This is a genomic window from Chengkuizengella axinellae (assembly GCF_030730905.1).
GTDB lineage: Bacteria > Bacillota > Bacilli > Paenibacillales > KCTC-33759 > Chengkuizengella > Chengkuizengella axinellae.
Map to the genome: position 1 here is coordinate 242,336 of NZ_JAVAMP010000004.1, position 12,323 is coordinate 254,658.

The following is a 12,323-nucleotide window of genomic DNA, read 5'->3' on the forward strand; positions in this document are numbered from 1 at the left end:
AACACTATATTCCAGTGTGGATTTATTTTCACCCTTTCCCTACCGATCGTTAGGTTGTTTATTAAAACAATGAATTATGGAGGAGAACAATGATGCAAAAACAATTAAAAAGAACATTAGGAAAATCGGAAATCGAAGTGAGTGCGTTAGGACTTGGTTGTTGGGCTATAGGCGGACCATTTTTGCTTGATGGAAAACAAGATGGTTGGGGCGATGTAAACGACACCGTTTCTGAGCAAGCGATTCATGCAGCATTGGAACATGGAGTTAACTTTTTTGATACTTCGGATGCCTATGGTACAGGGCATAGCGAAAAAATTCTTGGCAAAGCATTAAAAGGACAGAGAGAAAAAGTCGTTATTGCGTCCAAATTTGGGTTCACCTATAACGAAGAAACACGTGAACTTACAGGGCAAGACACCTCTGCACATTACATTAGAAAAGCATGTGAATTATCATTATCACGTCTGCAAACAGACTATATAGACCTGTACCAATTACACTTATGGTCACTTCCCGAGCAAGAAATAGACTCAGTGATTGAAACCCTAGAAAAACTTCAAAAAGATGGATATATACGAGATTATGGTTGGAGCACTGGTGATACGGAGTGTGCCCGTTATTTTGCGGAACATTCTAATGGCACCTCAATTTTACACCCAGTGAATGTGTTTGGATATAACAAAGAAATGATAGAAATATGTGAAAAGCACAACTTAGCCAGCATTAACAGTAACCCTTTAGCAATGGGTTTGTTAAGCGGAAAATTCAATTCAGAATCAAAGCTTTCTTCAGATGATGTAAGAGGCAGCGGGCATGATTGGGTAACCTATTTCAAAAACGGAAAACCTGATGAATTACTATTAGAAAAGTTGGATGCGATAAGAGAAATCCTAAGAAGTGATGGAAGAACTTTAGTACAAGGTGCTCTAGCTTGGATATGGGCTAAAAGTGAACAGAATATCCCTATCCCAGGGTTTAAAACACCAGAGCAAGTCATTGAAAATGCAAAAGCAATGACCTTTGGTCCATTAAGTCAAAATCAGATAGAAGAAATAGATGAATTATTTAAAGCTCCCCTTTAAGGGGGGCTTTTTATTTTTGAAGCGCTTCCATTTATTTACCTTCCATTGAGAAAGAGTAATAGTCTATAATAGAAAATACAATATATATCTTGAAAATTATCGATAGTATTTTTTAATACTTAAAACGGGATGGAGGGTGAAACTTGGAAAATGATAAAATTCGCATTTTAATTGCAGATGATATGGAAGCGCATCGTCGTCGTTTAGAACGTTTTATTACACGAGAGAACGAAATGATTTTAATTGATTCTGTTGAAAGCGGATACCAAGCGGTTGCATGTGCCGTGAAGGAAAAACCGGATGTCATTCTTATGGATATTGAAATGGAAAACAACATGGCGGGCATCAATGCAGCCACCGAGATTCACAAAACCGTTCCAGAGGCTAAAATTATTATATTAACCGTCCATCATGATAATAGCTTCGTCTTTGCAGCTTTCCAAACCGGCATAGTGGATTATATGATCAAATCAGCTTCAAAGGAAGAAATTATGGATGCCATCCGATCAGCAGCAGATAATCGTTCTCCTATCCGTCCTATTATCGCTGAAAAAATTCGTGAAGAATTTAAAAGAATTAAACGATCAGAAGCCAGTCTGACTCAAGTGTTTAATATCATTGCAACATTAACTCCAGCAGAGCTAGAAATCTTAAAGATGCTGTGTGATGGAAAAAAGAGAAAACACATTGCTGAAGAGCGTTCAGTTGAATTGGAAACGATCAAAAAACAAATCAGCGGCATATTAAAAAAATTCAACAAACGTACTACTCGTGAAGTTATTCGCATGATGAATGAGGTTGAATTCTTTGAATTGATGAACAAAATATCCTGAATCCGCTTTTCTATCAAGTATCGGATTCTTTTTTTATTTTTTTGTTTGTGAAAAAAATCACAGACATAGGTCGTTGTTGGTTATATACTTTAATTAAAGCGTTACCCAATCCATAAAAGTGATGGACGAAAACTCCCTGAAATCCACCCCAATCCCATGATTTCATTTGTTAGATAGAATAGAGAGAACATACTATAACCATTCATCACTTTTGTGGAACACCAACATGAAACATTCAAACTTAGAAGGAGTGAGAGTGCCATGAAACAAAAAAATCGTTGGCTCATCGCATTATCCGCTGTAGCAATCCACATCTCCATCGGTTCGGTTTATGCTTACAGCGTTTATAAAAATCCACTTTCTGAACAGCTTGGTTGGAGCAGTACACAAACCGCGCTTGCTTTTACAATTGCAATTTTCTGTTTAGGAACGTCTGCTGCTTTTTTTGGTAGATTAGTAGAAAAAAAAGGTCCTCGTTATTCCGCAACTGTAGCTGCTATTTTATTTGCTACAGGATTAATTGCAACTGGGATCGCCATACATTATGAATCTTTAACTGGTTTTTATTTATCTTATGGGTTGATCAGTGGTATGGGACTAGGTATTGGTTATATTTCACCTGTTTCTACTTTAGTCAAATGGTTTCCAGACCGTCGCGGGTTAGCAACTGGGATGGCCGTGATGGGCTTTGGTGCAGGTGCATTAATCTGTAGTCCTATTGCCAATTATTTAATAGAAAATGTTGGTCTGTCTGAAACGTTTTACATTTTAGGTGTTTCCTATTTTATCCTCATGTTGTCAGGAGCAGCCTATATCGCCAAACCTGAAGAAGGCTGGATGCCAGCAGGAATGAAGGAGAAAGCAGAAAAAGGAACAATGCGGCTAAAAGAAGACTTAGCACAGCTTACAGCTAATGAAGCCATTAAAACAAAAAGATTCTGGATGTTGTGGGTGATGATGTTTGTTAATATTTCATCTGGTATTATGCTTATCTCTGTTGCTTCACCCATGGCCCAAGAAAAAGTAGGGATGACAGCTGTAGCTGCAGCAAGTATGGTTGGATTAATGGGATTTTTCAATGGTGGCGGTCGCATTGGCTGGGCTTCCGCATCTGATTATCTAGGTCGTACAAATGTATTTACAACCTTCTTCATCATCCAGCTCATTGCATTTTTATTGTTACCTTCTATTTCTAATCAAATCCTGTTTGTAATTCTAATCTTTACAATTTTAACGATTTACGGCGGCGGATTTGCTTCTTTACCAGCTTTTATTGGGGATATGTTTGGTACAAAACAATTAGGCGCTATTCATGGTTACTTGTTAACCTCATGGTCAATGGCAGGTGTTTTCGGACCAATGCTCGTGGCTTATATCAGAGATACCACAAACAGTTATAACGCCACATTTTATGTATTTGCTTTCTTTTTAACCATAGCACTGATCACTTCTATCTACATCCGCAAGGATATACAAAAGGTGAAAAATGAACAACAACCTTCTTTAAAGCAAAACAAGAAATTGCAGCAACGAATTGCTCATTAAGTATAATCTCTTTCCTTTTACCGCTTATGCTCTGTCATAAGTGGTTTTTTTATGCACAAAAAGCTGATGCAGCTTGCTAATGGAATCATAAAGAAGACTTGTCTATTCGTGCAAAAACCGATTTTGCATATTCAGTAGGAGACATTCCTGTTGTTTTTTTAAAATCTCTTGAAAAATAATGAATACTTGCATAACCAAGCTTCTCTGCTATCATCGTATAACTATACTGTTTTTCCCTTATCAAAGTTTTTGCGTTTTCAATTTTTATTGCTTTGAAATACTCAAGTACACCCGATCTTTTATGGGACTGGAACAACTCCTTCAATCTAGTTTTTCCTAAATGAAATTGCTTGCACAATTGATCAATGGATAACGAATCGTACATGTGTGTATTCATATAATCTATGATGTCTTCTATGAGCTCTTTTTCAACATTTTCCTTTTGTACCGTTGATTGTTGTTGAGGTTCACGAACATCATTTTTTTTAATATTTCTGATCAGCTGTATAAGCAATATTTCTAAATAAGATTTAACTAATTGCTCTCCTGCAAAAGGGGCATGTTCACTTTTAGTTATCAAATGGTCATCTGGGTCATCAAAAGGAGGATTGAAAGTCATAAACCCTTCCTCAAGCATATTGGAAAGTAAGTTCCTCTCTACATCTCTTAAGGACAGAATTTGATTCTGAAAATGAAACATGGCAGGTGAAGAACATTCAAAGGAAAGGACAACAAGGTTAGGAGGTTTATGACAATCACGTACACAAACTGTGTGAAACTCATCAGGTTTATGGAACATCATTTGTCCTTGTTTCAGTTCTACTTTTCTATCATCCGCTTGAACCTCCACTTCCCCTTTATCTACATATACAAATTCCCAAAAATCATGCCGCTCCCCTTCAAATACATACCCTCTCGCATATTCAAAATAATGAAAAGATATCAGTTTAGGAATCGATATTTCCTCATGCAGCTGTTTACTAGGAAATTTCATGATTTTCACCTCGTTATTGTTGATCTATTTTTAAACTATCTTAACACCCTTTTTTCAAAAAGTGCAAAAAGTATGGCTTATTTGATAAATCCTTTCCCGCTCCCTTCTTTTATACTGAAAGAACAGCAATGAATTAAATTTGAAATAAACGAGAGCTCCTAAATTTTCAAAAATAATCATTTTGGAGGTGCTTAAATTGAAAAAAGGGATTAATATTTGGGCTTTCCCAGAAGGAATGAAGATTTCAGAATGCATGACGATTGCAAAGGATGCAGGATTTGAAGGAATTGAACTAGCCTTAAATGAGATTGGGGAGCTTAGCTTAGAAAGTAATGAAACTGAAATGTTTGCAATTCGAAAACAAGCAAAGGATATGCAATTAGAAATTACAAGTCTTGCGACCGGATTGTACTGGAATTATTCTCTTACAAGCAATCAAGAGCATATTCGAAATAAAGCAAAGGACATCATGAAAAAGCAACTACAGTTTGCTTCTATTTTAGGTGTAGACACCATCCTAGTTGTTCCTGGGGCTGTTGGTGTTGATTTTATTCCAGATAGTGAGGTTGTTCCTTATGATCAGGCCTATGATTATGCTTTGGAAGCATTAACGGAATGTGCTAGCGAAGCTGAGCATTTAAAGGTATCAATTGGAATTGAAAATGTGTGGAATAAGTTCTTATTGTCTCCTCTTGAGATGAAAGGTTTTATTGACAAAATCAATTCTGATTATGTTGGTGCCTATTTTGATGTGGGCAACGTTCTGTATTCTGGTTACTCTGAACAATGGATTCATATTTTAAATACACGAATTAAGAAGGTGCACTTTAAAGACTACAGACGTGATGCAGGCGGTTTACACGGTTTCGTTGATTTATTAGCGGGTGATGTGGATTATCCTGTAGTCATTGCTGCTTTGCAAAACATAGGTTATAACGGTTATGTAACAGCGGAAATGATACCGCCTTACAAACATCATTCCACTCAAATCATATACAATACCTCTCAATCCATGAGCAGGATTTTAAAAGATAACATATAAAATCTGAGTTAGATAAAGAAAGGAAGAAACAGGCATGTTAAAAATCGGACTAATTGGATTAGGTTTTATGGGTCGAACACATTTGGAAATCTATGAAAGGCTTCAAAAAGAAGGTCTTCCAATTCAACTGGTTGCCATTTGTGATAGCAATGAAGAAAGTTTAAACGGAATTAGCTCAGGTGGCAATATAGAGGCCGGCATTTCTGAAATCAATTTAGATCGATATCATAAATATACAAGTGTGGAACACATGCTTGCTCAAGAAAATTTAGATGCTGTAGATATTACGTTACCCACTTTTTTGCATAAAGACATCACAGTATCATGTCTCAATCATGGTTTGCATGTATTGTGTGAAAAACCAATGGCACTGAATGAAATGGAATGTAAAGAAATGATTTCTGCTGCTGAAGCTGCACAAAAACAACTTATGATTGGGCAATGTCTACGTTTCTGGCCTGCCTATGTATATTTAAAAGAAATGGTAGAATCGAAAACTTATGGAGAAGCAATCAGTGCGTACTTCTTTAGAGGGGGAGGCACACCTAATTGGTCTGCTTGGCTGACCCAAAATGAAAAGAGCCGTGGTGCGATGGTAGATATGCACGTACATGATACAGATATGATTCACTGGTTGTTTGGAAAACCCGAACAAGTTTCAAGTCAAGCTCGCCATGTCATTGCAGGCAGCGGATATGATGTGGTCTCCACTCATTATCAATATACAGATGGAAAGGTCATCAATGCACAAGCGGATTGGACTTTACAAGGTGACTATGGATTTGATATGAATTATCGAGTCAATTTTGAACGTGGAAACATCATTTTTCAAAATGGAATTGTGAAGGTAAACCCTAATGAGGAAAAAGGTTTTGTTCCAGAACTATCTGAAAAAATAGGATATTATTTCCAGCTAAAATATTTTGTGGATGCATTAATTGATAACAAACAAATCGCTCAAGTCACTCCTGAGAGTGCTATGGGGAGCATGCAAATCATTGAAGCTGAAATTCAATCTGCTAACCAACAAGGAAAATGGGTTGAGGTGAAGGATTGAGCAATCAAGTAGTTTCTATTCTAGGTATTCATTGTAAATATGTATAATCCTGTTTTCCGTCACCGCTTATGAATCACCATAAGCGGTGTTTTTTTTGGAATATAATAGCCCTTTAAGGTGGCTATCACATTCTTTGCACCCAGAACTTAAAAATATCATTGCGATAATAATCTATCGAATACATGATAGGTCTATTTGATTCATCAAAATGCTGTTGTTCCAGAAGTAAAACCGTTGTTTCAGGTTTAATGAGGAGTTTATCGCAATATGGATCAGTAGGGGGCGGAACTATAATTTCTGTATTTGAACGAACGATTCTTATTCCTGATGCCGCTTCTAATACTTTAAATAATGGCTCCGATAGTCCTCTCTCTTCAAATATGCCCCCAAAATATTGCTCTGGTAAAATATTAATAGAAATGACAACAGGTTCGTTATGCACTATTCTTGTCCGTTCATGAATGTACACGAAATCATCTGGTGTTAAATTTAAAGGTGCAGCGTATTTCTCAGGACAATGTGTGTTCTTTATGGATTCATGACGTTCTGTGTCTTTTAATCCTGCCAGCTTCATCATCGCTGTAATGCTTGTTAGTTTTTCAAGGTTGTTCGGCACTTCGGGTAGAGGATTCATTATAAAGGTGCCTACTCCATGTTTTACATGTACTTTCCCTTCCTGCTCTAAAAGCCTTACAGCCGAACGGAACGTCTCTCTGCTGACTTCAAATTTCATAGCCATTTCATACTCTGATCCAAATTGATCTCCAGGCTGATATTCACCTGCTTCAATCATATTTTCTATCTTTTCTTTTATTGTGATATATTTAGGTTTCATTGAATCCCATCCAATACTGTTTATTCCCTATAGTTATTGCTATCATTCTAGCATATTGTATCACCCATTTCCGTCTTTAATTTCATTTTTTCTCATGACAAGCAGATCAAATAATAAGTCCTTCTGATATATAAAATCAGCAAGTGCATCATCATCGTGATGTCTCCCACTATAAGAGGCAATTCTCTTTAATTGATCATGTGCATTCTCAACCGCTATACCAATATCTGTGCTAGCCAATAATGTCATATCATTTAGATTGTCTCCAAAACCAACGGTATAAATTTGTGATAAATTCAAGTGTTGTTTTAGTTTATTCAATCCATTGCCCTTATTCACATTTTTAGCTAATACTTCTAAAAACTGCGGCTCTGACCTTACCCAATCCACACCTTTGGCATACTGTTTTAAATATGATTCTACTTCGTTTAGTCGCGAAGGTTCCCAAACGAGCATCACTTTTTGCCAAACATCCTGAAGCTGTTCTAGGGAATGGATATTATTGTCAAACCCTTCTTTTGCACAATGTTTTTCAGTTTCTTCGTTATGTGCTACAAAACATACATTTTGATCTTGGTAGATCTCTACCCCAATACCAGGAAAAGAAGCTATTATTTTTTCTAGCAACGGTTTAAAATCATCTGGTAGAACCTGACTCCATATCCGTTTTTGGTTTTGAAAATCATATAAAACGCCCCCATTATATAAAACACCAGGCACATTAATCGGCAAATCAGAAAGGTAAGGCATCACTGATTTTTCCATTCTTCCTGTTGCAACAGTAAACATACCGCCTTCTTTTACAAATAACTCCAATGCACGTTTGTTATAATCACTCACTTTGTTTTCTGAATTTAAAAGCGTCCCATCCATATCTGTCACTAACAATATATTTTTATAGTAATTTCTCATTTATCTCTCCCTAATTGGTATTTTTGGTAATTGTGAAGTGATCCATTTTGTATTTGGATCATCACATGTGACTAACAGCTTACAATCCACTTTTTCCATGAGCTCTATCCACTCATCTTTAAACATCTGATACTCTTTATCCTGATTTGTAATCAAAGCCCATGTCGGAGCCAATTGCTTTAACAAAACCTCATCCATTGCATCCTTCATCCCATGATGAGAAATTTTAAATCCTTGTGGAGATAGCTCATATCGATCTACTAGCTTTCTCCAAATTGGAAGCAACGCATCTCCACCTAGCAACAATAATTGCTCTTTATCCTCATTTTCCAGCATCCAGACACTGCTGTCCGAGTTCGATACAACATCAAATTTCGCTAGCTTTTCATTTTTTTCATGTAAAGACATATGATTCTGCTTTATATCCTCAATAATTTCAAATGCAGGCAATGGATCACCAGTTTCAGGGTAAATATGATTTAAAGTAAATTCACCAAAGCTCCATTTCTTTTGTAATCCAAATGGAGGTCTAATTTGAATCTGAGTATCTTGGTTTTCTAATTTATACAGCAGCTGCTGATACAGTTCTATCACTTCTTTAGACTGCTTTGCTATCTTATTTGTCATCTCCTCGATATTAAAATGACAAGATGGATACGGAACAACGGCTTGTTTAATGTTAATTTCATCTGCTAATCTCAGTAATCCAACCACATGATCATGATGCAGATGTGTTAGAATCAACAAATCGATCTGACTCCATTTTTTTTCATTTATAAAATCAGTAGGTGTAATCTTATTTTCTGAGAGATCATCCCCTCCATCAACAACTACAATATATGGGGTTTCATTTACGGTCATGATCTCTAGTACAAATGCATCCCCACGACCTACATTTAAAGCATGAAAATTAACATAACTCAATATAAAAGTCCTCTCCTCTTGAACTACGATTTTGGAAACAAACATTTATCTTTAGGCTGGTGAACCTGCCTACACAACGTTACCTTCATTCATCAATACGACTTGATCTGCCATCGTAAACGCTTCTTCCTGATCATGTGTAACATAACCGCTGTAATTCCCAAATCTTTTTGCAACCTTCGAATTTTGATTCTTAAACGTTGTCTTTCATCTAAGGCAATTCTTTTTTGCTGTACATGCACTCAGTAATAATGCAAAAATAATGAATACCAAACTACCTGCTTAATTGAAAATTTCATTTGATTCTTTTCCTACCTATAATTTATTTAGACATCATTTATAGATGTATAAACATTTATATTTCTCCACATGATTATTCATAAAATATGTAAATGGTAGATGAATACAATGTAATTTATAAAAATTTAATTGAGATGTTTATTTCGGATCTTCGTTATGTATTTGTTAAGATGATCTGTTTTATATTTGCATCACCACCGATATGTAAGCGTATTCAGTTTATGTTGAGAAAAAATTACTCTCAAGCATTATTTATAAATCCTTCCCTCCTTAAGTACTTATTTAGACATTAATATTAAATGTATAGACATCTTATTAATGTATCTTAAATTAATTCTATGATAATTACAAGAAGTTTTTACAAAACATATGAGAATGAAAACCACAAATTTATTAAACACAAAAAGAGCACCTTTTAATAAAAGGCACTTCTTTGTTTGACCATTATATTTTTCATATCTCTATTTGTTATTTTTCAGTTTCCTACTAGTCAAAAATATAATCAAAGCAGAAACGAGTATGAATGAAGCTATAAAGATTATGCTTTTTAATATAGCTGTATTATCCTCTTGATCCTGATCTGTGTTTTGTTGTTCATATATTTTTTCTTTTGTTTCTAACATGATCAAATCTTCATCTGCATTAGAAATCAAATCTGTTCTAGAGCATATATTGGTTGTTAACTCTCCGTCTTCTCCTTGAAATGCATAAACGATATATTCTTTACTTTCTTCAAATAGAATCCCACATGAAGCACCTACTCCAGTGGATGTAAATAGAGTTTGATCTTTCTCCTCTACTCCCTTCCAGCTTGCACTTACTTCCATTTCTACTCTATAGTTGTTGTTTTCAACACTAACTTCCAACACTTTACCTAGAAATACAGCATCTGCATTTTCAAAAGCTTCTTCTGAGGTAATTCCGATACAAGAACAAGCAAGAACCTGAAAAGGAATCATAAAGCTTATTAAAACAAAAATGGTTGATATCATAAGCATTTTCTTCAATGAAAGACACCTCCATTCTCCTTTGTTATATTTGTAAACGGATGTAGTATCAAAAAGGTTGCGGAACTGCAAGTACAAATTGAATTTATGAATTAACTCGAAAACGAAGATTAGAAAAGTTTATAATAAGAGTTGAATCACTGTTTATATGAAAGAGGGATTAATGTGAAAATATGTCTATGTGTTAAAGACGAGTTAGAGAGGAATGGAATGAAGTGGCTGCTTTCTTCTCATCATATACCATATAAACATCTCATTGAAGCAGCAGACAGCGATCATTGTTTCAGCTTATTGTCTAAGCATAAGGTTGATCTGCTTATTTTTGAGTTGGATTTATTTTCATCAGAAGAATTAGCTAAACTCCGGCTACTTTTGAAGCAAAATCACACACAAACCGTCATTCATACCGTACATAAAACGTTTGATGCTGCAAATGAAGCCCTTTTATGTAAAGCAGAGGCTTTATTTGTTAAACCATATGATACAGAGGCATGGGTCAAAACCATAAGACAAGTGGTTAAAAACTTTAAGAACCCTACTGTATCAATTCATAAATCAATTCCGAAGCACTATATTGCTTATGATTTATTATTTTTGGAAAACCCTGAAAGTAATCAAACTATAAATATTCCAAGATTAATTGCTGTCATTGAATTAGATCAAAATTATAAAAGTGAGATCAGCTTCAATGATTTCTTGCATTTTGTAAAACAAGAATTAAGTGAATATCAATTATTAGTCATTCCTGTAGAAAATCACCTGGTGCTATTCTTTGATGAAACCATCTTAGCGGGTACATCAACCCCGATCATCACATTAGAGCAGATTTTGATTCGTCTTTGTTTTCAAGCTAAAGAGCAGGGTTTTTCCTTTTCAGCAGGAATCGGACAGTCAAGTCAAACGAAAAGTATAAAACACACCTATCATGAAACAAAAAATAGCTTAACTAGGCGATTTTATTTTGGAGGGAATCAAGTATTTAGTCCCATTCAAGCTTACGTGAATAAGCAAATAGAATCCTTTTTGTCTCCAGAAGAAAGTAAAGAACTAGTCAAAGTATTAGACAGTTGTAATCATGAAGAAATAAAAACGTGGCTGTATGATCAATTCACTGGATTTCCTGATGACAGCGGTTTATATCCAAATCCTGAAACAATGCGAATTCGTTTAACTAGTGTGTTGGCACACATTCATCGTTACTTGCTTAAACAGGATGTTGAACATACATTAGAGTATGAGTATCAGGACTTATTTCAACAGATCTTATTTGGGGAGGTATTGTTTGATATCATTCAGCAAATGTTATCTTTCTGTTATGAGCTTTTTGACATCATTAAGCTTAATCAACGTCCAACTTATTCACTCATTGTGAATCAATTGCAATTGTATATTGAAGAAAACTATACCAAATCCATTACACTATCTGATGCTGCAAAACATGTAAATCGAAATAGCTATTATGTAAGTCATTTGTTTAAACAAGAGACGGGAATTTCTTTCATAGAAAGTTTACAGAAAAAGAGAATCGAGGAAGCTAAAAAGCTACTTGAAGACTCTGATTTGAGCTTGAGTACTATTTCAGTAAGAGTAGGTTTTTCTGATGCTAATTATTTTAGTAGAGTGTTTAAGAAGATAACAGGGGATTCTCCTCGTAGTTGGGTTAATAAAAGAAATGAGGATAAATGAGGTTATGATTCATAGGTAGAAATTTAGCAATCTGTAATTCTTTAGGTTTGATAAAAAGAAAATTATACTTCTTGGCTCTCTTGGAATTGGATTTTTAATAGTC

At 35.2% G+C, this 12,323-nt stretch carries 11 protein-coding genes; 6 read left to right on the top strand and 5 right to left on the bottom strand.

Features of this window, described 5'->3' with window-relative positions:
- Positions 1-89: 89 nt before the first annotated feature.
- The 3 genes from Q5Y73_RS11975 (at position 90) to Q5Y73_RS11985 (ending at position 3,463) form a co-directional block, all read left to right on the top strand.
- Positions 90-1,085 carry an aldo/keto reductase gene (locus tag Q5Y73_RS11975; protein WP_305992130.1) on the top strand — a complete coding sequence of 332 codons (996 nt, stop codon included), beginning with the start codon at positions 90-92 and terminating at the stop codon, positions 1,083-1,085.
- Positions 1,086-1,228: 143 nt separating this feature from the next.
- Positions 1,229-1,918 carry a response regulator transcription factor gene (locus tag Q5Y73_RS11980; RefSeq protein ID WP_305992131.1) on the top strand — a complete coding sequence of 230 codons (690 nt, stop codon included), beginning with the start codon at positions 1,229-1,231 and terminating at the stop codon, positions 1,916-1,918.
- 261 nt (positions 1,919-2,179) lie between these two features.
- Complete coding sequence (locus Q5Y73_RS11985; protein ID WP_305992132.1) at positions 2,180-3,463, top strand: L-lactate MFS transporter; 1,284 nt, start codon at positions 2,180-2,182, stop codon at positions 3,461-3,463.
- Positions 3,464-3,548: 85 nt separating this feature from the next.
- On the opposite strand, the gene Q5Y73_RS11990 is transcribed toward Q5Y73_RS11985, so the two are convergent.
- A complete protein-coding gene (locus Q5Y73_RS11990; RefSeq protein WP_305992133.1) occupies positions 3,549-4,457 on the bottom strand; it encodes an AraC family transcriptional regulator in 909 nt (302 codons plus the stop codon).
- 196 nt (positions 4,458-4,653) lie between these two features.
- Here Q5Y73_RS11990 and Q5Y73_RS11995 point away from each other — a divergent pair, with 196 nt between their 5' ends.
- The gene (locus Q5Y73_RS11995; protein WP_305992134.1) at positions 4,654-5,499 is read left to right on the top strand and encodes a sugar phosphate isomerase/epimerase family protein; all 846 of its coding nucleotides are present in this window, start codon (positions 4,654-4,656) and stop codon (positions 5,497-5,499) included.
- Positions 5,500-5,533: 34 nt separating this feature from the next.
- Positions 5,534-6,556, top strand: coding sequence for a Gfo/Idh/MocA family protein (locus tag Q5Y73_RS12000; protein WP_305992135.1), 1,023 nt, complete (start codon positions 5,534-5,536; stop codon positions 6,554-6,556).
- Positions 6,557-6,680: 124 nt separating this feature from the next.
- On the opposite strand, the gene Q5Y73_RS12005 is transcribed toward Q5Y73_RS12000, so the two are convergent.
- The 4 genes from Q5Y73_RS12005 to Q5Y73_RS12020 all read right to left on the bottom strand — a co-directional run bounded on the left by Q5Y73_RS12005 (position 6,681) and on the right by Q5Y73_RS12020 (position 10,534).
- The gene (locus tag Q5Y73_RS12005; RefSeq protein WP_305992136.1) at positions 6,681-7,391 is read right to left on the bottom strand and encodes a GntR family transcriptional regulator; all 711 of its coding nucleotides are present in this window, start codon (positions 7,389-7,391) and stop codon (positions 6,681-6,683) included.
- A gap of 60 nt (positions 7,392-7,451) precedes the next feature.
- Entirely contained in the window at positions 7,452-8,303 is an 852-nt protein-coding gene (locus Q5Y73_RS12010) for a Cof-type HAD-IIB family hydrolase (RefSeq protein ID WP_305992137.1), read from the bottom strand.
- A complete protein-coding gene (locus tag Q5Y73_RS12015) occupies positions 8,304-9,227 on the bottom strand; it encodes an MBL fold metallo-hydrolase (RefSeq protein ID WP_305992138.1) in 924 nt (307 codons plus the stop codon).
- A gap of 761 nt (positions 9,228-9,988) precedes the next feature.
- Positions 9,989-10,534: a hypothetical protein gene (locus Q5Y73_RS12020; protein WP_371320197.1), complete on the bottom strand. Its 546-nt coding sequence runs from the start codon at positions 10,532-10,534 to the stop codon at positions 9,989-9,991.
- A 165-nt stretch (positions 10,535-10,699) separates the two neighbouring features.
- Between Q5Y73_RS12020 and Q5Y73_RS12025 the strand changes: the two genes are divergently transcribed.
- Entirely contained in the window at positions 10,700-12,220 is a 1,521-nt protein-coding gene (locus tag Q5Y73_RS12025) for an AraC family transcriptional regulator (RefSeq protein WP_305992139.1), read from the top strand.
- Positions 12,221-12,323 lie beyond the last annotated feature (103 nt).